We start from the raw sequence: 21560 nt of genomic DNA on the forward strand, positions 1-21560 counted from the left end.
TCCCACCTAGGCTGCCCGCATGGGTCGTCCCCGCCTGTCCGTCGTCATCGCCAGCACCCGGCCGACCCGCATCGGCCACCACGTCGCCGACTGGGTCCTCGCCCACGTCCCTGACGACCTCGAGGTCACCGTGCACGACCTGCGCGAGCTCGACCTGCCGTTCCTCGACGAGCCGGGACAGCCGGCCGACGGCGACTACGCCCACGAGCACACCCGCCGGTGGTCGGCTGCCATGACGGCGACCGACGCCCTCGTCCTCGTCATGCCCGAGTACAACCGCGGCTACAACGCGGCCCTGAAGAACGCGATCGACTACCTCTACGCCGAGTGGGAGGGCCTGCCCGTCGCGTGTGTCGGGTACGGCTGGCACGGGGCGTCGTACGCGAGGTCAGCCCTGCGGCAGACCCTCGAGCGGGTGAAGATGGTCGTCGTCGACGGGCCAGGTCTGTCCTTCGAGCACACCCTCACGCTCGACGGTGTCGTCAGTGCCGGGCCGCAGGAGGAGGCCGCGCTGGCGACCATGTTCGACGGGCTGCGCGACGCGGCGCGCGTCCCGCTCGACCGATAGGATCGTCCTCGGTGCGTCGGGAAGTCTGGTCGACACGTCCTTCGTGCTGCCTCCCCTGAAAGGCCCCTCGTGAGCCTGACCACCAAGCCCCGCCTCTTCGCCCGGTCCAGCTGGTCCGAGGCCCAGCGGGTGGCCTCGGCCCTGCGCACCGAGACCGTCGGCGGGGCGCTCCTGCTCCTGGCCGCGGTCGCGGCCCTGGCCTGGGCCAACTCACCGTGGCACACGGCATACGCCGGGCTGCGCGACACGACGGTCGGCCCGCACGCCCTGCACCTGGACCTCACCGTCGGCCAGTGGGCCGCCGACGGGCTGCTGGCGCTCTTCTTCTTCGTCGCCGGGCTCGAGCTCAAGCGCGAGTTCCTCGTCGGCGAGCTGCGCGAACCTGCGCGCGCCGCGCTGCCCGTCGCCGCCGCCCTGTGCGGGGTGGCGCTGCCCGCCCTGGTGTATGCCGGGAGCGTCACCGTCCTGGGCGCGGGGGGCGACGTCCTGCGCGGCTGGGCCGTGCCGACGGCGACGGACATCGCCTTCGCCCTGGCGGTGCTGGCGGTGATCGGGACCCACCTGCCGTCGGCGCTGCGCTCGTTCCTGCTCACGCTGGCGGTGGTCGACGACCTGGTCGCCATCACGATCATCGCGCTCTTCTACACCGACTCCCTCGACCTGCGGGCGCTCGGCCTGGCGCTCGTCCCGCTCGTCGCCTTCGCCTGGCTGGTGCAGCGACGGGTCGCGCGCTGGTGGCTGCTCGTGCCCCTGGCCGTCGCGACGTGGGCGCTGGTGCACCAGTCCGGCATCCACGCGACGGTGGCCGGGGTGCTCCTCGGGCTGTCGGTGCCGGTCCGGCCGCGCGCCCGGGTGCCGCAGCGGCTGAGCACCCTGGCCCCGGACGTCGACGTCGCCGAGCGGTTCGAGCACCGGCTGCGACCTCTGTCGGCCGGGGTGGCGGTGCCCGTCTTCGCCTTCTTTGCGGCCGGGGTGCGGGTCGTGGGCGGCGGCCTCGGGGCCACCGCGACCGACGCGGCGGCGATCGGCGTGGCCCTCGGCCTCGTCGTGGGCAAGCTCGTCGGGGTGCTCGGCGGCACATGGGCCTTCGCCCGCTTCACCCGCGCCGAGCTCGACGAGGACCTCGCCTGGTGGGACGTCGTGGGGCTGTCCCTGCTGGCCGGGATCGGGTTCACCGTCTCGCTCCTCGTGGGCGAGCTGGCGTTCGGGGCCGGCAGCCCGCGCGACGAGCACGTCAAGCTCGCTGTCCTGGTCGGGTCGCTGGTGTCGGCGTGCCTGGCGACGATCGTGCTGCGGGCGCGGAACCGGGTCTACCGCAGGGTCGCCGAGCTCGAGACGCGGGACGCGGACGGCGACGGCATCCCGGACTGCTACCAGGCGGCGCCGGGTGTGGAGCCGACCGCCCGCGGCTAGGGTGGACCTGGCCCACCCGACCGGACGAAAGCGCAGGTGAAGCCGCATGACCTCCCCGCAGGGCACGCCCGAACGCACCATCGGACAGCTCGTGGCCGACGCCACCCACGACGTCTCGACCATCGTCCGCAACGAGATCGCGTTGGCGAAGGCAGAGATCACCGCCGACGTGAAGAAGGCCGGGACCGGGGCAGGGATGTTCGCGGGTGCCGCGTTCGTCGGCCTCCTCGGGCTGATCTTCCTGTTCCACACGGTCGTCGCCGTGCTCGACATCTGGCTGCCGGAGTGGGCCGCGTACCTCATCACCACCGCGCTGCTGTTCGCGATCGCCGGCGTGCTGGCCCTCGTCGGCCGGTCGCAGCTCAAGCGGATGAAGGGCAAGCCGGAGCGCACCATCAAGAACGCCGAGCAGACGATCGACGCCATCAAGGGCGCGTCCTGAGCCCCCTCGCCCCACACCGCGTGACATGAGCCTCGACGCATCCCTGGCTCTCGTCGACGGTCCGTGGGAGCACCGGTTCGTCGCCGCCAACGGCGCCCGCTTCCACGTGGCGGAGCTCGGCGAGGGCCCGACCGTCCTCCTGCTGCACGGGTTCCCGCAGTTCTGGTGGGCCTGGCGGCACCAGATGGTCGCACTGGCGGAGGCCGGCTACCGCGCGTGCTCCATGGACCTGCGCGGCTACGGCGCCTCCGACAAGCCGCCGCGCGGTTACGACACCCACACCTCGGCCACCGACGTCGCGAGCGTGCTGCGGTCGCTTGGCGCCTCGTCGGCAGTCGTCATCGGCCACGGGTGGGGCGGGTGGATCGCGTGGAGCATGCCGACGCTGCAGCCGACCGTGACCCGGGCGGTGGCGTCGCTGTCGATGCCGCACCCGTTGGTGTTCCGCAAGGCCTCGTTCACGCATGCAGGGCAGCTGCGTGCCAACGCCTACCTCGGGGGACTGCAGCGGCCATTCGTCCCCGAGCGGCAGATGACCGTCCACGGCGGGTACGTCCAGCGACTGCTGCGCGAGTGGGCGAGCCCCGAGGGGATCTGGCCCTCCCCCGAAGAGGCCCGGCTCTACTCCGACGCGATGGCGCTGCCGTTCGTCGCCCACTCCGCCGCCGAGTACTACCGCTGGGTGGTCCGCAGCCAGCTGCGGCCCGACGGCTGGCGGTTCGCGGCCCGGATGCGCACCCCGATCCGGGTCCCCGTGCTGCAGCTCCACGGTGAGCACGACCGGGCCGTCCTGCCCTCGTCGGCCGGCGGCTCCCAGGCGTACTGCGAGGGCCGGTTCGAGCGACACCTGATCCCCCGCGCAGGCCACTTCCTGCCCGAGGAGGACCCCGACCGGGTCAACGACCGCCTCGTCTCCTGGCTCGGGGAGCTTCCGGCATAGGACGACCGGCCTGGTGAGGCGGCCTGGTCCGGCCTAGGGTCGAGGGGCATGGAGCCCGACGACGTCACGCAGGAGCTGGTCACGCTCGAGCGCGCAGGGTGGGACGCCCTGTGTGCAGGCACCGGGGACCGGTTCTACGCCGACCTCATGACGAACGACGGCCTCATGGTGCTCGTGGACGGGTCCGTCCTGGACCGTGACGGCGTCGCAGCCTCGCTGGCGGGCGCGCCGCCGTGGTCGTCCTACGCCATCGCGGACCTGCGCAGCCTGCCGCTGGGACCGGACGCGCGAGCCCTGGTCTACACCGGTCGCGCCCACCGCGACGGGGCACCCGCACCGTTCGTCGCGGCAATGTGCAGCGTGTACCGCCGTGAGGCGGACCGGTGGCGGCTGGCCCTCTACCAGCAGACGGCCCAGCCGCAGGCGTGACCGGCCCGCCCGGCGTGACTGACCTGACTGGGCCGACTGGCGTGACTGGCGGGACCGGACTGACCGCCGGCCCGGGCCCGGTCTCCGGGGCGGCGGCGGCAGCGCGGCCCGGTCAGCCGGAGACGCAGGGGCCGGTGTCGACCGGCGTGCTGGCGGAGGCCGCGGCGTCCAGGACCGGGCGGGCCTCGTCCATGGTCAGGGCGTAACCGGTGCTGGGGTCGTCGAGCGACTTCGCGAAGACGACCCCGACGACCCGGCCGTCGGTGCTGAGCAGCGGGCCGCCGGAGTTGCCCGGCCGCACCTGCGCGTAGAGCGAGTAGACCTCGCGGCTGGTGCCGGGGCGTCCGTAGATGTCCGAGCCGCGCGCCTGGACGACCTCGCGGACGCGGGCGGCGTCGAGCCGGTACGGACCGTCGAGCGGGAACCCGGCCACCACGCCGCTGTCGCCGCGGCCGAGGTCCGGCCCCTGGCGCAGCGGCTGGGCCGGCAGGCCGGGGACGGCGAGGACGGCGAGGTCGCGGCGGGCGTCGAAGAGGACGACGCGACCGGTGTAGGACCGCCCGGTGCCGTGGATGCGCAGGGTCGCGCGGGAGAGGCCGGCGACGACGTGGGCGTTGGTGACGACCCGCTCGGGCGCCACCACCCAGCCGCTGCCCTCCTGGCCACGGTTGCAGGACTCCGCCACGCCGGTGATCTTGATGATCGACGCGGACGCCTCGCGCACCCCGGGGGTCTGGGCGACGGCCGGGTCGGGCGGCGCGACCGGCGTGATGCGCTCGCTCTGCAGCCCGTTGAACACGCGGGGGAAGCCCTCGCGGTCGAGCACCTCGCGGAAGCCGGCGAACAACCGCGAGGTCTGCGGGGGCACGACCCGGTCGATCGTCGCGAGCACCCGGGACTCGCCGATGGCCTTGGCGATCGGGGCCGGGGCACCCCCGCGCAGTGCACCGGCGATGAACCAGACGAGCACCGCGGCCGACAGCACGACGACCACCGCCCCCAGCCCGGAGTCGACGGCCTGGGCGGGGCGCACCCGCACCCGCTTGCGCAGCTGGCCGCCGAGGGCGACGAGGACCGCCTGCCCCACCGACGCCAGGATGAAGACGCCGACGATCAGCACGATGGACCGCAGCAGGGGCGAGGCGTCGAGCGCCGACCACTGGTTCACCGCCAGCGGCAGGAGCCACATGGCCAGGGCCCCGCCGGCCAGGAACCCGGCGAGCGACAGGACGCTCACGACGAGCCCCTGGCGGTACCCGGTGACGGCGTAGCTGGCGAACAGCAGGATCAGGACGTAGTCCAGGACGGTCAGTCCGAGGAACATCTAGCTCCGGCCTTCCGTCGCGGTCTGGGTCAGGGCGTCCCGCCGACCCCCGGGACGGTAGCTGTCGGGAAGCGGTCGCTCGAGGCTACGGTCCCACGGAACGGTCAAACCGCCGAAATCGAGCACAGCCGACAGCAAACCCGCAGTGAACCCCCAGATGAACAGCCCGTCGAACTCGAACCCCGGGCCCCGGTAGCCGCTGGGGTGCGTCACCGTGAAGCGCGCGGCCGGGTCGAGCAGGTGCGACAACGGCGCCCGGACCGCGCGGTGCACCTCGCGCGGGTCGATCGCGTCGACCGGTCCGGGCTCGCGCCACCAGCCGAGCACCGGCGTGACGACGAACTGCCGCGGCGACAGGTAGATGTCGGGGAGCTCGGCGACCACCTCGATCGTCGCCGGGTCGATGCCGACCTCCTCCTGGGTCTCCCGGAGGGCGGCGTCCGCCGGGGTGGCGTCCGAGGGCTCCCGCTTGCCGCCGGGGAACGAGATGTCACCGGGCTGGCTGCGCAGGGTGTGGGCGCGCTGGGTGAGCACCACGTCCTCGCCGCCGGCGTCGTGCGGCCCGAAGAGGATCAGCACGCTCGACTGCCGGCCGCCCTCCTCGGGCGGGGAGAAGCGCTCGAAGAAGCCCGCGTCGGCGTCGCCGATGGCGTCGCGGGCGCGGTCGATCCAGGCGGGTCGGCTCATGCCTGCGCAACGTCGGCGGCCACCGCCGGTATGCCGGCCTGCTCACCCGCCGCCGGCCGGTCCCCCGCCGCGGCGCCTGCACTGTCCCCCGCCTCGTCCGGCGCGGGCACGCCCGGCACGTCCGCGGCATACGGGTTGGCGGCGCCGGGGGCGAGCTCGAACTTGAGCAGCTTCTCGGCCTTGACCGGGTCGACCTCGCCGATGCCGTAGGACGGACAGAGCGCGGCGACCGGGCACGCGCCGCAGGCCGGCTTCTTGGCGTGGCAGGTGCGGCGGCCGTGGAAGATCAGGACGTGGCTGAGCATGGTCCACTCCTTGCGGGGGATGAGCTCGCCCACGACCTGCTCGACCTTGACGGGGTCCTCCTCCGCGGTCCAGCCGAAGCGGCGGACCAGGCGGCCGAAGTGGGTGTCCACGGTGATGCCGGGGATGCCGAAGGCGTTGCCCAGCACCACGTTCGCGGTCTTGCGCCCGACGCCCGGGAGGGTGACGAGGTCCTTCATCCGGGGCGGGACCTCGCCGTCGAAGCGCTCGACGAGGTCGGCGGCGAGCCGCATCACCGAGTTCGTCTTGGCCCGGAAGAAGCCCGTCGGCTTGAGCAGCGTCTCGAGCTGCTCGCGGTCGGCGCCGGCGAGGGCGGCCGCGTCGGGGTAGCGCGCGAACAGGGTCGGGGTGACCTTGTTGACCATCACGTCGGTCGTCTGGGCCGACAGGACCGTGGCGACGAGCAGCTGGAGCGGGTTCTCGAAGTCGAGCTCGCAGTGGGCGTACGGGTAGCGCTCGTGGAGCGCCTTGTACATCCGCCGGGCGCGGCGGGTCCGGGCGAGCGGGGTCTCCTGCGCGACGTCGCGGGCACGGGGTCCTGGCACCGGGCCAGCCTACGGGCGAAGCCTGACAGGCACCCGACGACGGCCGCCGCCCCTGCCGAGCGGCCGGCTCGCCGCGCCCGACGACGCGAACGTCCCCACCGCAGCGCGCTTCTCGTGGCGCGCCGTCGCCGTCGTGGCACACTGTCGCCCGTGGATCACGACGTGGTGAAGAAGGCCCCGCTGTTCGCAGCCCTCGACGACGAGGCGTCGGCGACCCTCATGCGGTCGATGTCGCAGACCCGGCTCGAGCGCGGCGACGTGCTCTTCCACGAGGGCGACCAGGGCGACCGGCTCTACGTGATCCGCGAAGGCAAGATCAAGCTCGGCCGCCGGTCGGCCGACGGCCGCGAGAACCTCGTCGCGATCCTGGGCCCCGGCGAGATGTTCGGCGAGCTCTCGCTCTTCGACCCCGGCCCGCGCACGATGACCGCGACCGCGGTCGCCGAGACCCAGCTGCTCGGCCTCGGCAACGAGGACCTCAACGGCCTCCTCGAGGGCCGCCCCGGCGTGGCCAAGGTGCTGCTCGCGGCGCTGGCCCAGCGGCTGCGGCGCACCAACGAGAACCTCGCGGACCTCGTCTTCACCGACGTGCCCGGGCGCGTGGCCAAGGCGCTGCTCGACCTCTCCGCGCGGTTCGGCCGCCCGGTCGAGGAGGGCGTGCTCGTGGCGCACGACCTCACCCAGGAGGAGCTCGCCCAGCTGGTCGGCGCCTCCCGCGAGACGGTCAACAAGGCGCTCGCCGACTTCGCCACCCGCGGCTGGCTGCGGCTCGAGGCCCGCGCGGTGCTCCTGCTCGACGTCGAGCGCCTCAAGCGCCGCGCCCGCTGACCCGACGCCGGGTCAGCCCCGGGCGCGCAGGTACTCCAGCTGGGCCGCCACGCTCTGCGCGGCCGCCGGCCACACCTCGCGGGGCACGTCGGCATACACGCGCTCGACGACGGCCTGCACGACGTCCGGCGCCTGGGCCGCCCCGTCGGCGAGGGCCTGGCGCACCTGCTCGAGCCGTTCGGCGCGGTGCACCCGGTAGAACGCGACCATGGCCGCGGCGTCCGGCACCACCGGCCCGTGCCCGGGGAGGATCGAGGTCACTGCGCCGCCGCCGGTGAGCGCGGCGATCCGTCCGAGCGAGTCGAGGTATGCCGCGAGCTCGCCGTCGGGGTGCGCGACCACCGTGGTGCCGCGGCCGAGGACGGTGTCCCCGGTGAGCAGGGCGTGGTCGGCGGGCAGGGCGAACGACAGCGAGTCGGAGGTGTGCCCCGGCGTGGCGACGACCCGCAGCTCCAGGCCACCGACGACGAGGACGTCACCGTCGGAGAGGTCGTCGTGGCCGCGGCCCACGGCCCGGGTGGGAGCGCCGGTGAGCTCGGCGAACCGCTCGGCGCCCTCGGCGTGGTCGGCGTGGCCGTGGGTGAGCACGGTCTGCGCCACCCGGGCACCCCGCGCCTCGACCTCGGCCACCACCCGGCGCAGGTGCTCCTCGTGCAGCGGCCCGGGGTCGATGACGACCGCCTCGGTGGCCCCCGGCTCCAGCAGCACCCAGGTGTTGGTGCCGTCCAGCGTCATCGGCCCGGGGTTGGGGGCGAGGACGCACAGGGCGCGCTCGGTCACCCGGCCGCCGTGCCACCGGCCGACCGCGGCCGACGGTGCCGGCTGCGGGGTGGGGCTCACCGGGGCAGCTCCGCCCGCAGGACCAGGCCGTCCCCCGTGTCGACCAGCTCCGGCTGCACCCGCTCGATGCGCGGTCGCTCCGCGACGAAGTCGGCGGCCGACCGCGCGCCCGCGACCTCCTCGACCGCGACGACGGTCGGCGGCAGCATCAGCGCGGCGCCGTCCCGCCAGGCAGCGACCAGCTCCACCGGCTGCACCCAGTCCGCGACGTCGGCCTCGGTCGTGAGGTCATCGGCCCGCTGCCCCCGCGGCAGCAGCGCGGAGAAGAAGCGGGTGTCGTAGCGCCGGGCCTCGAACTCCGGGGTGACCCAGTGGGCGCGGTAGCCGAGCAGGTCGGAGCGCAGCACGAGGTCGTGCTCGCGCAGCACCTCGGACAGCGACGCCTCGCGGGACAGCAGCCGCTGCCGCTGCCCCTGCCAGTGCTCGCCGCGCACGTCCTCGATCACCACGTCGGGCGAGGGACCGGCCAGCAGGACCCCGCACTCCTCGAAGACCTCCCGCACGGCGGCCGCGACCAGCTCGCGCGCCGTGGCCTCCTCGACCTGCAGGAGGGACGCCCAGTCGGCCGGCGAGGGGCCGGCCCAGGGCAGGTCGGACTCGGCGTCGCGGGGGTCGACGCCGCCGCCGGGGAAGACCATCATCCGCGGGGCGAAGGCCATCGTCGCCACGCGGCGGAGCATGAACACCTCGACCCCGGCCGCACCGTCACGCACGACCATGACGGTCGCGGCGCTCTTCGGGACGGCCACGACGCCGGCCTCCCCACCCGCGAGCCACTGCGCCGCGCGGTCACGCAGCGACGGCGAGTCGGCGACGGGGAACTCGCGGGTGGGCACGTCGGGCGGGTCAGTCGTCCGCGAGCGCGACGACGATCTCGACCTCGACCGGGGCGTCGAGCGGCAGGACGGCCACACCGACGGCCGATCGCGCGTGGACCCCCTTGTCGCCGAACGCCTTCCCGAGCAGCTCGCTGGCGCCGTTGATGACGCCGGGCTGGCCGGTGAAGGACGGGTCGGACGCGACGAAACCGACGACCTTGACGACCTGGGCGACCTTGTCGAGGTCACCGACGACCGACTTCACGGCGGCGATGGCGTTGAGGGCGCACAGCTCGGCGAGCTTCTTCGCGTCCTCGGCCGGGACCAGCCCGTGGCCGTCGCCGACCTTGCCCGTCTGGACGAGGTCGCCGGACTGCATCGGCAGCTGGCCGGAGGTGTAGATGCGACGGCCGTCCTGCACCGCGGGCACGTACGCCGCGACGGGCGGCACGACCTCGGGGACGGACAGGCCGAGCTCGGCCAGGCGGTCTTCGACAGCACTCATGTCAGGCCTTCTCCCGCTTCAGGTAGGCGACGAGGTTGCCACCGTCACCGGACAGGACCTGCACGAGCTCCCAGCCGTCCTCGCCCCACTGGTCGAGGATCTGCTTGGTCGCGTGCACGATCAGCGGCACGGTCGCGTACTCCCACTTGCTCTGGCTCATGCCTCGCAGCCTAGCCACCGCTGGCAGGATGGTCGCCATGGCCCGTGACCCCATCGAGGTGCTCGACGAACGGGCCGCCCCGCCGGCCCGCACCACCGCCTACGGCGAGCACGCCGAGCAGGTGTACGACGTCAGGCTCCCGTCCCGCGCGACCCGGACCCTGACCGTCGTCGTCGTGCACGGCGGCTTCTGGCGGGCCGGGTACGACCGGGCCCACGCCGGCCCCCAGGCGCAGGCCTTCGGCGACGCCGGCTACCCGACCGCCGTCGTCGAGTACCGCCGCACCGCCATGCCGGGAGGCGGCTGGCCCGGCACCGCCGAGGACGTGCGCGACGCGCTGGCTGCGGTCCGCCGCGACCCGCAGGTGGGCACCTCTCCGGCCGTCCTCGTCGGGCACTCCGCCGGTGGCCAGCTCGCCGCCTGGGCCGCCGCCCAGCCGTGGGCCCACGGCCTGCGAGGTGTCGTGAGCCTCGCCGGCGTCCTCGACCTCGCCCACGGGCAGGCGACCGGGGTCGGTGACGGCGCGATCGAGGCGTTCCTCGGCGGCACCCCGGAGCAGGTCCCCGAGGCGTACGCCGCAGCGGACCCCGTGCAGCTCGCCCCGAACCTCCCCGTCCAGCTCCTCCACGCCCGCGACGACGACGTCGTGCCGTTCGAGCTCAGCGAGCGGTATGCCGCGACGCACCACGGCCCGGCGGTGCGGCTGCACCCGGTGGCCGGCGGCGGCCACTTCGGGCTCATCGACCCCGAGAACCCCGCGTTCGCCGAGGTGCTCGCTGCAGTGGACCTGCTCGCCTCCTAGGCTTGCCGCATGGCCCATCCCGACCTGTCCCACGTGCGCCTGCACGTCGTCACCGGCAAGGGCGGGACGGGGAAGACGACGGTGGCGTCCGCCATGGCGGTGGCGCTGGCCCGGCAGGGGCGGCGGGTGCTGGTCGCCGAGGTGGAGGGCCGGCAGGGCATCTCCCAGACGTTCGACGTGCCGCCGCTCGGGCACACCGAGACGCGCATCCTGCACGACCCCAGCGGCGGGGAGGTGTGGGGCCTGTCGGTGGACGCCAAGGAGTCGCTGCTGGAGTACCTCCAGAAGTTCTACAAGGCGGGCCGAGCCGGGTCGGTGCTGGAGAAGTTCGGCGCCATCGACTTCGCCACGACGATCGCGCCCGGGGTCCGCGACGTCCTGCTCATCGGCAAGGTCTACGAGGCAGCCGGCCGTCGTGCGGGCCACCGCGACACCCGCTCCGGGCGACCGGCGGGTGAGCTCGCCTACGACGCCGTCGTGCTCGACGCCCCGCCGACGGGCCGGGTCGTGCGCTTCCTCAACGTCAACGCCGAGGTCGCCGACGTCGCCCGCGTGGGCCCCATCCGCAGCCAGGCCGACTCGATCACGCGGATGGTGCGCAGCCACACGACCGCCGTGCACGTCGTCACCCTGCTGGAGGAGATGCCGGTCCAGGAGACGGTCGACGCCCTCGACGAGCTGCGCGCGGCGTCACTGCCGCTCGGCGCGATCGTGGTCAACCAGGTCCGCGACCCGCTGCTGTCCGAGGCCACCCTGCGAGCCCTCGACCGGGCCCGCCCGACCGCCGGGGTCGCCGCCGACCTCAAGGCCGCGGGGGTGGCCGTCACCAACGGCACCTCGACCGCCCTGGTCGCCGAGGCCCGCGAGTACCGCGACCGGCTCGACCTCGAGAGCCGGCTCGCGGAGGTCGTGCAGGGGCAGGGCCGCCTCGTGGCGCGCCTGCCCTACCTGCCGGAGGGCGTCGAGGCCGGCGGCATCAGCCAGCTCGCGGACGCGGCTGCGGCGCAGGGGCTGGTCTGAGGTGGCCGCCGCCGACACCCGGACACCGGTCTTCGACGTCGCCGCCCTGGTCACCGACCCCGCCACCCGGATCGTCGTGTGCTGCGGCGCCGGCGGGGTCGGCAAGACCACGACCGCCGCAGCCCTGGGCCTGTGGGCGGCCGAGCACGGCCGTCGCGTCGTCGTCCTGACCATCGACCCCGCGCGCCGGCTCGCCCAGTCGCTGGGGCTGAGCGAGCTCGACAACACCCCGCGGCCGGTGTCCGGAGTCGACACCGCCACGGGCGGGTCGCTCGACGCGATGATGCTCGACATGAAGCGCACCTTCGACGAGGTGGTCGAGCAGCACGCGACCCCCGAGAAGGCCGCCCAGATCCTCGCCAACCCCTTCTACCAGGCGGTCTCGAGCTCCTTCGCCGGCACGCAGGAGTACATGGCGATGGAGAAGCTCGGCCAGCTGCGGGCGCAGGCCGACCGCGACGGCCGCTGGGACCTCGTCATCGTCGACACCCCGCCCTCGCGCTCGGCCCTCGACTTCCTCGACGCACCCAAACGCCTCGGCTCCTTCCTCGACGGCCGCTTCATCCGGCTGATCTCGAGCCCGGCCAAGGCCGGAGGGCGGGCCGGTCTCAAGGTCTTCAGCATGGGCGTCGGCATGGTCACGACCACGATGTCCCGGCTGCTCGGCGGCCAGCTGCTGCAGGACGTGCAGACGTTCGTCGCCGCGCTCGACACGATGTTCGGCGGGTTCAGGGAGCGCGCGGACCAGACCTACGCGCTGCTGGGCCAGCCGGAGACCGCCTTCGTCGTGGTGGCCGCCCCGGAGCGCGACGCGCTGCGCGAGGCGTCCTTCTTCGCCGGTCGCCTGGAGGAGGAGGACATGCCGCTCGCCGGCCTGGTCGTGAACCGGATCCAGCGGGTCGCCGCGCCGATCTCCGCGCCACAGGCCCGGGCCGCGATCGAGCAGCTCTCGGCCGTGGGCCAGCCGTCGGCGAGCGCCGAGGTGACCGAGGACCTGCTGCGGCTGCACGCCGACCTCGCCGAGACGGCCGAGCGGCAGGAGCGGCTGGTGCGGCGGTTCACCGCCGGACACCCCGGCATACCCGTCGTGGAGGTCCCGGCGAGCGGGGGCGACATCCACGACCTGGACGGACTGCGGTCGATGGGCTCGGCCCTCACCGCAGGCTGAGGCCCGCGGGGACGCCTCAGGCGGTCTCGATCTGGGTCGAGCGGTGCTGGGCGAACAGCGCCGCCCACGAGGTGATGTTCGGCCGGCGCTTGAGCAGCGCCCGGCGCTCGCGCTCGGTCATGCCGCCCCACACGCCGAACTCGGTGCGGTTGTCGAGGGCGTCCGCGAGGCACTCGGCGATGACCGGGCAGCGCTGGCAGACGAGCTTGGCACTCTGCTGAGCCGCGCCCTGGACGAAGAGGGCGTCGGGGTCGGACTTGGAGCAGGCGCCCAGCGGTGCCCAGTCGTCGACCCACGTGGAAGCGTGGGGACGCTGCCGCATGTCCTGCTCCGGTGCGATGGTCATCCTGGTGCCCCTCCAGCTGCGCTCCAGACGCGTTTTCCTGCGTCTGCCGTCATCGTCGACGTTTCGAAAACGATAGGAAATCGGGCGGTTTTCGCACATGGTCCATTCGTGTAGTTCTGCGATGACCAAAGGGACTAGTCATTGCGAGCCATTGCGTTTCGTGGTCCTGACCAGCCCATTCGCCTGCGCAGGCCCGGACCGGGACGAATCGGCAGTTACCCTTGGTCCATGCCTGGACGCGCCGCCAACCTCGGGAACGTCGTCAGCCTGCTCGGAGCCTTCGTCGCCACGGCGCTGGTCATGGGTCTGCTGGCGGCCGGACTGCTCATCCCTGCCGTCGGCGCGACGGGCAGTGTCGCCACCGCCGGGGTCAAGGCCTTCGACGACCTGCCGAGCGAGTTCACCACCTCCCCGCTGTCGCAGCAGTCCAGGATCGTGGACGCCCGCGGCAAGGTGCTCGCGACCCCCCAGGAGGAGAACCGCATCATCGTCCGGCTGGACCAGGTGGCGCCGATCATGCGCAAGGCCCAGATCGCGATCGAGGACAGCCGGTTCTACGAGCACGGCGGCGTCGACCCGCGCGGCATCACCCGCGCGGCCGTGTCCAACTTCCAGGGCCACGACGTCCAGGGCGCCTCCACGCTGACCCAGCAGTACGTCAAGCTGACGCTGCAGGAGAACGCGCTCAAGAACAACGACAAGGCGGCCGCCGACGCCGCGGTCCGGGTCAGCGCCGCCCGCAAGATCCAGGAGATCAAGTACGCGGTCACCCTCGAGAAGGAGATGACCAAGGACCAGATCCTGGAGGGGTACCTCAACCTGGCCTACTACGGCGACCTCGCCTACGGCATCGAGGCGGCGGCCCAGCACTACTTCTCGGTGCCGGCCAGCAAGCTCAACCTGGCCCAGGCCGCCACCCTGGCCGGGCTGGTGCAGAACCCGAGCCGCACCGACCCGTTCAACAACCCGCCGGAGCGGGCCCAGGCCCGGCGCAACGTCGTCCTGGACCGCATGCACGAGCTCGGCATCATCAACGACAAGGACTGGAAGGCCGCCAAGGCCATCCCGCTGACGAAGATGCTCAAGAAGAAGGACCCGCTCAGCAACTGTGCGGCCTCGAGCGAGCCCTACTTCTGCAACTACGTGATGGCGTACCTCAAGGACACCAACAACCACAACCTCGACGCCCTCGGCAAGACCGTGCCGGAGCGGGTCAAGAACATCACCCAGGGCGGCCTGACCATCCAGACGACCCTCGACCCGACCGTGCAGAAGGCGGCGCTGCTCGACCTGACCGCCAAGGTTCCGAAGGGCAACAAGGCGATGCGCAAGGACCCCTCCGACAAGACCAAGGCGGAGATCTCGCGCATGGTCGGGGCCGCTGCGACCGTGATCGAGCCCAGCACCGGCCGGGTCATCGCGATGGTGCAGAACTCGAGCTACCCCACGACCCAGAAGCAGCAGACGGCCTACGGCTACACCCAGGTCAACTGGAACGTCGACACGAGGTACGGCGGCACCACGGGGTTCCAGTTCGGCTCGACGGCCAAGATGTACGCCATCGTCCGGGCCCTCGAGACGGGGATCTCGGTCAACGGCACGATCCCGTCCAAGTACGCCACCCCCCACCAGGCGGCCACGTACACCCCGCAGGAGCAGGGCGCGTGCGGCTCGCTCCTGGACTGGAACGTCCGCAACGACTACCCGGTCGGCGGCAAGCCGATCCCGTTCCGCAAGGCCACCGCCGACTCCATCAACACGGCCTTCGCCTCCCTGATGCTCAAGCTCGGCACGCCCAAGGTGCGCGACACGATGACGAAGATGCACCTGCTGCAGGGCGACGGCAGCAAGATCGGCTGCAACCCCTCGTCCGTGCTCGGCACCGGTGACGTCACCCCCATGACGCTGGCCAGCTCGTACGCGATCCTCGCCAACAACGGCAAGTACTGCCCGCCCAACCCGATCCTGTCGATCACGACGCCGGACCGGAAGGCCGTCAAGATCGGCAAGACCACGTGCTCCCAGGCCATCGACGCCGACGTGGCCAAGGGCGCCACGGAGCTGCTCAAGGGCGTCATCAAGAACGGCACCGGCACCGCCGCGTCCCTCGGGTCGCGGCCGGCGGCCGGCAAGACGGGCACCACCGACGACCACGTGGAGTCCTGGTTCGTCGGCTACACCGCCCAGCGCGCGGCGGCCGTGTGGGTGGGCACCCCGTGGTCGCAGAAGGGCATGAACGGCATCACCCTGGCCGGCCAGTGGTACAAGGGCGTGTTCGGTGGCGACATCGCCGCCCCGATCTGGAAGGGCATCGTCGACGCCGCCTCGTCCGGGCTGCCGGACCGCGACTTCGGCGAGGCGAGCAGCAAGGTGCTCAACGGCGACAAGGTCGCCATCCCCTACGTCAGCGGGATGACGGTGTCGCAGGCGATCGCGACCCTGCAGGGTGCCGGGTTCAGCGCGCAGGTGGCCGGGAGCACGAGCAGCGGCCTGCAGCAGGGACTCGTCGTCTACACCAACCCCAGCGGCACCGCGACCAAGGGCACGACGATCGGGCTCTACCTGTCCAGCGGCCAGGCCCAGGCGCCGCCGAGCTCCTCGAGCCCGCCGCCAACGACCAACACCCCCAAGCCCAAGAAGACGGGACCCGGCAAGCCGCACTGAGCCGGTCCCTGGCCGAGCGACAGAGGGGCTCCCCACCAGTTGGTGGGGAGCCCCTCTGCTGTTCCCGGCGGCGGGTCAGCGACCGGACAGGGCGGCCTTCACGACCGCAGCCACCCGGCCCCCGTCGGCTCGCCCGGCGACCTGCGCCTGGGCGACCTTCATGACCTGGCCCATCTGCGGCATACCGGTGGCCCCGGTCTCCTCCACCGCCGCGGCGACGATCGCCTCGAGCTCGCCGTCGGAGAGCTGCGCGGGCAGGTAGGCCTCGAGGACGGCGTACTCGGCCTCCTCCTTGGCGGCGAGCTCGGGCCGGCGCGCGTCGGTGTAGGCGGCGGCCGCCTCCTTGCGCTTCTTGGCCTCCTTGGCCAGGACCTTGAGCACCTCGTCGTCGCTGAGCTCACGGGCGGAGGTGCCGGAGACTTCCTCGTTCGTGATGGCGGTCAGGGCCAGGCGCAGGGTGCCGGCGCGGACCTGGTCGCGGCCGCGGATGGCGCTGGTGAGGTCGTCCTGCACGGTGGCCTTGAGGCTCTTGTCGGTCATGGGCCCAGTGTCGCAGGCACCTGTCGCAGGCGTCGGCGCGCGGGTGTCCGAGCGGGCCCGGGCGACATTTGCGAGGATGGCAGGCGATGAAGCGGACCGTGGGAACGACGATGGGCGGCGCCGTCGCGCTCGGAGCCGGCGCGGTGGCGTACGCCGCCCTCGTCGAGCGGAGCTGGTTCGTGCTGCGGCGCTACACCGTCCCGGTGCTGCCCGAGGGGGCGGCGCCGATCCGGGTGCTGCAGGTCTCCGACCTGCACCTCGTGCCGCGCCAGCGGGCCCGGATCGAGTGGGTGCGTGGGCTGGCCACCCTCGCACCCGACCTCGTGCTCGACACCGGCGACAACCTGGCCGCCCTCGACGCCGTGCCGGGGGTGCTGCACGCGCTCCAGCCGCTGTTCGCGTTCCCCGGCGCCTTCGTCATGGGCTCGAACGACTACTTCGCGCCGACGGCCAAGAACCCCGCGCGCTACCTCACCCGGCGGCACGCGGAGGCTCCCCCCGGCCGGGTCCGGCTCCCCACCGAGGACCTGCGCGAGGGGCTCGTCGCAGGCGGCTGGGTCGACCTCGACAACGTCCGCACGACCATGACCGTGGCCGGCCAGGAGCTCGAGCTCGTGGGCACGGGCGACGCGCACATCCGCGCGGACCGGTATGCCGCCGTGTCCGGTCCTGCGTCCCCCTCGGCGGCGCTGACCGTGGGCGTGACGCACGCGCCGTACCAGCGGGTCCTCGACCCGATGGTGGCCGACGGCGCGCGCCTGGTGGTGGCCGGCCACACGCACGGTGGCCAGCTCGCGGTGCCGTGGTACGGCGCGCTCGTGACCAACTGCGACCTGCCCACCGACCGCGCCAAGGGCCTGTCGCGGTGGTGGCCCGGTGCGGGTGCGCCGTATGCCGGCCGGTCCCAGTGGCGCCAGAAGCTCGACCGCTGGCGCGAGGACCGCCTGCGTGGGGACGACGGGTCGCAGTGGGACGTGCCGGGCGATGCGGCCTGGCTGCACGTGTCGGCCGGGCTGGGCACGTCGCCGTACGCGCCCGTGCGGTTCGCCTGCCGGCCGGAGGCGACCCTGCTCACCCTGGTCGCGGCAGATCCCGCAGCCTGACCCGCTCGCGGTCGCGCGCAGGGCGATTCGTGCCGGTTCCGCCACCGGCCGCCCCGGCCGGCCCGGTGAAGGGGCGATTCGTGCCGGATCCGGCAGCACGCGACCCTGGCAGGGGCTGCCCCCCTCTCCCGACCGGGGGCCCGGCCCGCGTGCGAGCCGTCCCCGGCCGCGCGGCATACCGATTGGGAGCCGGAACCGGAGGTGGGCTATCCTTCACTGTCGCTGCTTCCGGACTCCGGTTCGGGGTGGCGATTGCCACGGGGTGTGGCGCAGCTTGGTAGCGCGCTTCGTTCGGGACGAAGAGGTCGCAGGTTCAAATCCTGTCACCCCGACCACACATCACAGCAGGTCACAGGCCCTCCACCGCACCAGCCGGGGAGGGCCTTCCTCGTCACTGAAGTGACCGGTGAGGGACTCTGACGACCGGGCGTCCCCACGGATCCGAACGCCATCCGGCCGCTCCCTGGACCTTCAGCGTTCCCGGGTCGGGGCGGGGGCCGTCGGGTGGTGAGGACCGGGGTGGTGCAGGTCGAACGCCGGCCGCTCTGAGCGGATGCGCGGGATCGAGTCGAAGTTGTGCCGTGGCGGAGGACAGGACGTCGCCCACTCGAGCGAACCCGCATGGCCCCACGGGTCGTCGACCCCCACCAGCGGCGCCCGGCGCCAGGTCCTCCAGACGTTGTAGAGGAACGGGAGGGTCGAGGCCCCGAGGAGGAAGGCGCCCATCGACGAGATCACGTTGAACGTCTGGAAGCCGTCCGCGGGAAGGTAGTCCGCATAGCGACGCGGCATACCCTCCATGCCGAGCAGGTGCTGGATGAGGAACGTGGTCTGGAAGCCGACGAAGAGCATCCAGAAGTGGACCTTGCCGAGGCGCTCGTCGAGCATCCGGCCAGTGAGCTTGGGCCACCAGAAGTAGAACCCCGAGAACATGGCGAAGACGACGGTGCCGAACACGGTGTAGTGGAAGTGGGCCACGATGAAGTACGTGTCCGTGACGTGGAAGTCCAGTGCGGGGCTGGCGATGATGATCCCCGTGAGGCCACCGAACAGGAAGGTGACCATGAACCCGATGGACCACAGCATGGGTGTCTCGAAGGTCAGCTGACCGCGCCACATCGTCCCGATCCAGTTGAAGAACTTGATGCCCGTGGGCACGGCGATGAGCATCGACATGACGGCGAAGAAGGGCAGCAGGACCTGACCGGTCGCGTACATGTGGTGGGCCCAGACGGTGGTGGACAGGGCGGCGATGCTGATCGTGGCGATCACCATGGTCTTGTAGCCGAAGACCGGCTTGCGCGAGAACGTGGGAATGACCTCCGTGACGATCCCGAAGAACGGCAGCGCGATGATGTAGACCTCCGGGTGGCCGAAGAACCAGAACAGGTGCTGCCACAGCATCGGGCCGCCGCCGCTGGGGTCGAAGACGTGCGTCCCGAACCGCCGGTCCGCGCCCAGGGCCAGGAGAGCCGCCGCGAGCACCGGGAAGGCGATGAGGACCATGATCGAGGTGATCAGGACGTTCCAGGTGAAGATCGGCATCCGGAACATCGTCATCCCCGGGGCGCGCAGGCAGATGATCGTGGTGATGAAGTTGACGGACCCGAGGATCGTGCCGAAACCTGCGAGCGCGAGCCCGAAGACCCACAGGTCACCGCCGAGCCCGGGGCTGTTGGTGACGTCGGACAGCGGGGCGTAGGCGGTCCAGCCGAAGGCGGCTGCGCCCTGGGGCGTGAGGAAGCCTGCTGCCGCGATCACACCGCCGAACAGGTAGAGCCAGTACGCGAGCATGTTCAGCCGCGGAAAGGCGACGTCCGGCGCCCCGAGCTGCAACGGCATGATCGCGTTGGCGAAGCCGGCGAACAGCGGCGTCGCGAACAGCAGCAGCATGATCGTGCCGTGCATGGTGAACAGCTGGTTGTACTGCTCGGGGTTGTCCACGATCTGCAGGCCGGGGGCCAGGAGCTCCGCGCGGATCAGCATCGCGAGCACTCCCCCGAGGACGAACCACGTGAACGAGGTGATGAGGTAGAGGTTGCCGATCACCTTGTGGTCGGTCGAGGTGATCCACCTGACGACCGTCCGCCCCTTCCGGGCCCCGGGTGGTGCCGCCGCGCTGTCGCGCACCCGCGGCTCGCGCGAGCGCTCGCTCGTGCGCTCGGTCAGGCGCTCGGTCGTGGTCATCGAGGAGAGACACCCCCCTTCGGTGGTCCGGGCCATGGTGCTGGGGACATGGCGGCTCCTTCGAGCTGCGGAGCCGGGCCTCGAGGGCGAGACCCGGGAGGGACCCTCGACAGCAGGCTGATGCGACGGCGCCCCAGCCGGAAGGGTCGCGCCCGGCCACCTTCGCCCCCTCGATGTTGCTGGGGCCGGGCAACCTGTCCGCATGGCCGTGCCGCGGCGAGGGACGGACACACGGCGCACAGGATCGCCTCACTGGGTCAGCCCCCCGGGGCGGCCGCGGACCTGGCCTCGGGGGCGCCGCGGACTCTGCACGCGAGACGCGCACCGTTGCCGGACATCGGCAGCACGAGCGCCACCAGGACTGCCACCGGCTCTCCTGTTCGCCACGGCGCCCACAGCAATACGTTCAAGGTCGACCCCGCGACCGACAGGGCTCTGACGGGCACGGGGTTGCCGGACGTCGAGGAGTGCGACCCACGGAGACGCGATGAGCAAGCTGCGCAGGCTCTATGACGAGCAAGGCCAGAGCCCCTGGCTGGACAACCTCACCAGGACCCATCTGCGCGACGGCACCCTCGCGCACCTGGTCGGTGAGGGCATACGGGGTGTCACCGCGAACCCGACCATCGTCGCCAAGGCCATCCTCGGTTCTCACGCCTACGACGAGCAGTTCGCAGCCCTCATGGCCCGGGGCAGGTCGGTCGACGACGCGTACTGGGACCTCGCCGTGGACGACGTGCTCGAGGCGCTCGAGGTCCTCCGACCGATCCACGACGCCAGCGGCGACGACGGATTCGTGTCGATCGAGGTGTCACCGGACCTGGCCGACGACACGGCCGCCACGATCGCCGCGGCGCGCGAGCTGCATCTCCGGATCGCCCGGCCGAACCTCTACGTGAAGATTCCGGCCACCGCCGCAGGGATACCGGCGATCCGGACGATGATCGGCGAGGGACGCAACACCAACGTCACCCTGATCTTCTCGCTCACCCGCTACGAGGAGGTCATCGAGGCCTACCTGTCAGGACTCGAGCTGCTCGTGGGCTCAGGAGGCGACCCCAGCACGGTGCACAGCGTCGCCTCGTTCTTCGTGAGCCGGGTCGACACCGAGGTCGACCGACGGCTGGAGGCCATCGGCGGTGACGCCGCCCGGGCGCTGCGTGGTTGTGCCGGTATCGCCCAGGCCAAGGCCGGGTACCAGCTGTTCCGGGGGCGCTTCGGGGGCGAGCGGTGGGAGCGGCTTGCCGCCCGCGGCGCCCATCCGCAGCGCCCGCTGTGGGCGTCGACCTCCACCAAGAACCCGGCGTGGCCGGCCACCCTCTACGCCGACAACCTCATCGGTCCCGACACCGTCACCACCCTCCCCGAGACGACGATCGCGGCGTTCGAGATCCTCGGAACGGTCGCGCGAACCATCGACACGGACGCCGGCGCCGCATCCGACGTCCTGGACCGCCTGCGGGCGGTCGGTATCGACCTGGAGGACGTGGGCCGGACGCTGGAACGGCAAGGCGTCGCCAGCTTCTCTCGCTCCTTCGCGCAGGTGTCGGCCGCGCTGACGGCAGCCGCCCGGGAGGGGCACGACCTGGCGCACGCGCGACGTCTGGAGGTCTCATGACCACGCAGCTGGACGTCGAACCAGTGGGAGGCCACGACTACCTCGTCCGGGTCCGCCAGGGCGAGGAACGGGTCGACATCCTGATCCAGGCGACCCCCGACGTCCTGCAACGACCGGGTCTCGGTGGGCTCACGGAGGCGCAGATCGTCGAGGCCACCGCCGAGTTCCTGGTCGAGCGCCAGTTCGCCGCGGACCTGCCCCAGGAGCTGGACCTCGACGACGTCGCGGCCGCCTACGACAACTACCTCGACGAGCTGGAGCTCCGCCTGTCCCGGAGAACCTGAGCCCG

At 72.4% G+C, this 21560-nt stretch carries 23 protein-coding genes and 1 tRNA gene; 14 read left to right on the forward strand and 10 right to left on the reverse strand.

What is annotated here, in order from left to right; translation table 11 throughout:
• The first annotated feature begins 19 nt into the window (after positions 1-19).
• The 5 genes from ACYVDO_RS06265 to ACYVDO_RS06285 all read left to right on the forward strand — a co-directional run bounded on the left by ACYVDO_RS06265 (position 20) and on the right by ACYVDO_RS06285 (position 3792).
• Positions 20-568 carry an NADPH-dependent FMN reductase gene (locus ACYVDO_RS06265; protein WP_460933856.1) on the forward strand — a complete coding sequence of 183 codons (549 nt, stop codon included), beginning with the start codon at positions 20-22 and terminating at the stop codon, positions 566-568.
• Positions 569-637: 69 nt separating this feature from the next.
• Positions 638-1981 carry a Na+/H+ antiporter NhaA gene (gene nhaA, locus ACYVDO_RS06270; protein ID WP_460933858.1) on the forward strand — a complete coding sequence of 448 codons (1344 nt, stop codon included), beginning with the start codon at positions 638-640 and terminating at the stop codon, positions 1979-1981.
• Between the two features lie 46 nt (positions 1982-2027).
• On the forward strand, positions 2028-2423 hold the full coding sequence (locus ACYVDO_RS06275; RefSeq protein WP_460933860.1) for a phage holin family protein: 396 nt from the start codon (positions 2028-2030) through the stop codon (positions 2421-2423).
• A gap of 25 nt (positions 2424-2448) precedes the next feature.
• Positions 2449-3363 carry an alpha/beta fold hydrolase gene (locus tag ACYVDO_RS06280; RefSeq protein WP_460933862.1) on the forward strand — a complete coding sequence of 305 codons (915 nt, stop codon included), beginning with the start codon at positions 2449-2451 and terminating at the stop codon, positions 3361-3363.
• 48 nt (positions 3364-3411) lie between these two features.
• The gene (locus ACYVDO_RS06285; protein WP_460933864.1) at positions 3412-3792 is read left to right on the forward strand and encodes a nuclear transport factor 2 family protein; all 381 of its coding nucleotides are present in this window, start codon (positions 3412-3414) and stop codon (positions 3790-3792) included.
• A 112-nt stretch (positions 3793-3904) separates the two neighbouring features.
• On the opposite strand, the gene ACYVDO_RS06290 is transcribed toward ACYVDO_RS06285, so the two are convergent.
• Genes ACYVDO_RS06290 through nth form a run of 3 tightly spaced genes read right to left on the reverse strand, consistent with a single transcriptional unit; the run spans position 3905 to position 6603 of the window.
• Entirely contained in the window at positions 3905-5116 is a 1212-nt protein-coding gene (locus ACYVDO_RS06290) for a MarP family serine protease (protein ID WP_460933866.1), read from the reverse strand.
• Positions 5117-5803, reverse strand: a complete 687-nt coding sequence (locus ACYVDO_RS06295) for an NUDIX hydrolase (protein ID WP_460933868.1) — start codon at positions 5801-5803, stop codon at positions 5117-5119. It lies immediately after the preceding gene.
• The gene (nth, locus tag ACYVDO_RS06300; protein WP_460934279.1) at positions 5800-6603 is read right to left on the reverse strand and encodes an endonuclease III; all 804 of its coding nucleotides are present in this window, start codon (positions 6601-6603) and stop codon (positions 5800-5802) included. Before nth ends, ACYVDO_RS06295 begins: the two co-directional genes overlap by 4 nt.
• Positions 6604-6822: 219 nt before the next feature.
• Between nth and ACYVDO_RS06305 the strand changes: the two genes are divergently transcribed.
• On the forward strand, positions 6823-7500 hold the full coding sequence (locus ACYVDO_RS06305; RefSeq protein ID WP_460933870.1) for a Crp/Fnr family transcriptional regulator: 678 nt from the start codon (positions 6823-6825) through the stop codon (positions 7498-7500).
• 12 nt (positions 7501-7512) lie between these two features.
• Here the strand turns inward: ACYVDO_RS06305 and ACYVDO_RS06310 are convergent, their stop codons facing one another.
• From ACYVDO_RS06310 to ACYVDO_RS06325, 4 genes are all read right to left on the reverse strand, one after another.
• Positions 7513-8235 (reverse strand): MBL fold metallo-hydrolase, encoded by a 723-nt coding sequence (locus ACYVDO_RS06310; RefSeq protein ID WP_460934280.1) that lies wholly within the window; start codon positions 8233-8235, stop codon positions 7513-7515.
• A 101-nt stretch (positions 8236-8336) separates the two neighbouring features.
• Complete coding sequence (locus tag ACYVDO_RS06315; RefSeq protein WP_460933872.1) at positions 8337-9176, reverse strand: NUDIX hydrolase; 840 nt, start codon at positions 9174-9176, stop codon at positions 8337-8339.
• Between the two features lie 10 nt (positions 9177-9186).
• The gene (locus ACYVDO_RS06320; protein WP_460933874.1) at positions 9187-9663 is read right to left on the reverse strand and encodes a RidA family protein; all 477 of its coding nucleotides are present in this window, start codon (positions 9661-9663) and stop codon (positions 9187-9189) included.
• Between the two features lies 1 nt (position 9664).
• Positions 9665-9823, reverse strand: a complete 159-nt coding sequence (locus tag ACYVDO_RS06325) for a DUF4177 domain-containing protein (RefSeq protein ID WP_460933876.1) — start codon at positions 9821-9823, stop codon at positions 9665-9667.
• A 37-nt stretch (positions 9824-9860) separates the two neighbouring features.
• Between ACYVDO_RS06325 and ACYVDO_RS06330 the strand changes: the two genes are divergently transcribed.
• The 3 genes from ACYVDO_RS06330 to ACYVDO_RS06340 are packed head-to-tail and all read left to right on the forward strand — an operon-like array spanning position 9861 to position 12813.
• Positions 9861-10625: an alpha/beta hydrolase family protein gene (locus ACYVDO_RS06330; protein WP_460933878.1), complete on the forward strand. Its 765-nt coding sequence runs from the start codon at positions 9861-9863 to the stop codon at positions 10623-10625.
• Positions 10626-10634: 9 nt separating this feature from the next.
• Entirely contained in the window at positions 10635-11645 is a 1011-nt protein-coding gene (locus ACYVDO_RS06335) for an ArsA-related P-loop ATPase (RefSeq protein WP_460933880.1), read from the forward strand.
• A gap of 1 nt (position 11646) precedes the next feature.
• Positions 11647-12813 carry an ArsA family ATPase gene (locus tag ACYVDO_RS06340; RefSeq protein ID WP_460933882.1) on the forward strand — a complete coding sequence of 389 codons (1167 nt, stop codon included), beginning with the start codon at positions 11647-11649 and terminating at the stop codon, positions 12811-12813.
• Positions 12814-12829: 16 nt separating this feature from the next.
• Here the strand turns inward: ACYVDO_RS06340 and ACYVDO_RS06345 are convergent, their stop codons facing one another.
• Positions 12830-13159 carry a WhiB family transcriptional regulator gene (locus ACYVDO_RS06345; RefSeq protein WP_460933884.1) on the reverse strand — a complete coding sequence of 110 codons (330 nt, stop codon included), beginning with the start codon at positions 13157-13159 and terminating at the stop codon, positions 12830-12832.
• Between the two features lie 228 nt (positions 13160-13387).
• Here ACYVDO_RS06345 and ACYVDO_RS06350 point away from each other — a divergent pair, with 228 nt between their 5' ends.
• Positions 13388-15823 carry a transglycosylase domain-containing protein gene (locus ACYVDO_RS06350; RefSeq protein ID WP_460933886.1) on the forward strand — a complete coding sequence of 812 codons (2436 nt, stop codon included), beginning with the start codon at positions 13388-13390 and terminating at the stop codon, positions 15821-15823.
• Positions 15824-15898: 75 nt separating this feature from the next.
• Here ACYVDO_RS06350 and ACYVDO_RS06355 read toward each other — a convergent pair whose 3' ends face one another.
• Entirely contained in the window at positions 15899-16363 is a 465-nt protein-coding gene (locus ACYVDO_RS06355; RefSeq protein ID WP_460933888.1) for a GatB/YqeY domain-containing protein, read from the reverse strand.
• Positions 16364-16449: 86 nt separating this feature from the next.
• Here ACYVDO_RS06355 and ACYVDO_RS06360 point away from each other — a divergent pair, with 86 nt between their 5' ends.
• Both ACYVDO_RS06360 and ACYVDO_RS06365 read left to right on the forward strand, forming a co-directional pair.
• A complete protein-coding gene (locus ACYVDO_RS06360) occupies positions 16450-17466 on the forward strand; it encodes a metallophosphoesterase (RefSeq protein WP_460933890.1) in 1017 nt (338 codons plus the stop codon).
• Positions 17467-17724: 258 nt separating this feature from the next.
• A tRNA-Pro gene (locus ACYVDO_RS06365) sits at positions 17725-17801 on the forward strand.
• Between the two features lie 136 nt (positions 17802-17937).
• Here the strand turns inward: ACYVDO_RS06365 and ctaD are convergent.
• The gene (gene ctaD, locus ACYVDO_RS06370) at positions 17938-19653 is read right to left on the reverse strand and encodes an aa3-type cytochrome oxidase subunit I (protein ID WP_460933892.1); all 1716 of its coding nucleotides are present in this window, start codon (positions 19651-19653) and stop codon (positions 17938-17940) included.
• A 487-nt stretch (positions 19654-20140) separates the two neighbouring features.
• Between ctaD and tal the strand changes: the two genes are divergently transcribed.
• Both tal and ACYVDO_RS06380 read left to right on the forward strand, forming a co-directional pair.
• Entirely contained in the window at positions 20141-21271 is a 1131-nt protein-coding gene (tal, locus tag ACYVDO_RS06375; protein ID WP_460933894.1) for a transaldolase, read from the forward strand.
• On the forward strand, positions 21268-21555 hold the full coding sequence (locus ACYVDO_RS06380) for a hypothetical protein (protein ID WP_460933896.1): 288 nt from the start codon (positions 21268-21270) through the stop codon (positions 21553-21555). The genes tal and ACYVDO_RS06380 overlap by 4 nt, the downstream gene beginning before the upstream one ends.
• The last annotated feature ends 5 nt before the right edge of the window (positions 21556-21560 follow it).

Source organism: Phycicoccus ginsengisoli (genome assembly GCF_054779295.1).

Coding starts and splice junctions, on each gene's coding strand:
- ACYVDO_RS06265 (WP_460933856.1), top strand. CDS start 20: ATGGGTCGTCCCCGCCTGTCCGTCGTCATCGCCAGCACCCGGCCGACC.
- ACYVDO_RS06275 (WP_460933860.1), top strand. CDS start 2,028: ATGACCTCCCCGCAGGGCACGCCCGAACGCACCATCGGACAGCTCGTG.
- ACYVDO_RS06280 (WP_460933862.1), top strand. CDS start 2,449: ATGAGCCTCGACGCATCCCTGGCTCTCGTCGACGGTCCGTGGGAGCAC.
- ACYVDO_RS06285 (WP_460933864.1), top strand. CDS start 3,412: ATGGAGCCCGACGACGTCACGCAGGAGCTGGTCACGCTCGAGCGCGCA.
- ACYVDO_RS06290 (WP_460933866.1), bottom strand. CDS start 5,116: ATGTTCCTCGGACTGACCGTCCTGGACTACGTCCTGATCCTGCTGTTC.
- ACYVDO_RS06295 (WP_460933868.1), bottom strand. CDS start 5,803: ATGAGCCGACCCGCCTGGATCGACCGCGCCCGCGACGCCATCGGCGAC.
- nth (WP_460934279.1), bottom strand. CDS start 6,603: ATGTACAAGGCGCTCCACGAGCGCTACCCGTACGCCCACTGCGAGCTC.
- ACYVDO_RS06310 (WP_460934280.1), bottom strand. CDS start 8,235: ATGACGCTGGACGGCACCAACACCTGGGTGCTGCTGGAGCCGGGGGCC.
- ACYVDO_RS06320 (WP_460933874.1), bottom strand. CDS start 9,663: ATGAGTGCTGTCGAAGACCGCCTGGCCGAGCTCGGCCTGTCCGTCCCC.
- ACYVDO_RS06325 (WP_460933876.1), bottom strand. CDS start 9,823: ATGAGCCAGAGCAAGTGGGAGTACGCGACCGTGCCGCTGATCGTGCAC.
- ACYVDO_RS06330 (WP_460933878.1), top strand. CDS start 9,861: ATGGCCCGTGACCCCATCGAGGTGCTCGACGAACGGGCCGCCCCGCCG.
- ACYVDO_RS06335 (WP_460933880.1), top strand. CDS start 10,635: ATGGCCCATCCCGACCTGTCCCACGTGCGCCTGCACGTCGTCACCGGC.
- ACYVDO_RS06345 (WP_460933884.1), bottom strand. CDS start 13,159: ATGACCATCGCACCGGAGCAGGACATGCGGCAGCGTCCCCACGCTTCC.
- ACYVDO_RS06350 (WP_460933886.1), top strand. CDS start 13,388: ATGCCTGGACGCGCCGCCAACCTCGGGAACGTCGTCAGCCTGCTCGGA.
- ACYVDO_RS06355 (WP_460933888.1), bottom strand. CDS start 16,363: ATGACCGACAAGAGCCTCAAGGCCACCGTGCAGGACGACCTCACCAGC.
- ACYVDO_RS06360 (WP_460933890.1), top strand. CDS start 16,450: ATGAAGCGGACCGTGGGAACGACGATGGGCGGCGCCGTCGCGCTCGGA.
- ctaD (WP_460933892.1), bottom strand. CDS start 19,653: ATGACCACGACCGAGCGCCTGACCGAGCGCACGAGCGAGCGCTCGCGC.
- tal (WP_460933894.1), top strand. CDS start 20,141: ATGAGCAAGCTGCGCAGGCTCTATGACGAGCAAGGCCAGAGCCCCTGG.
- ACYVDO_RS06380 (WP_460933896.1), top strand. CDS start 21,268: ATGACCACGCAGCTGGACGTCGAACCAGTGGGAGGCCACGACTACCTC.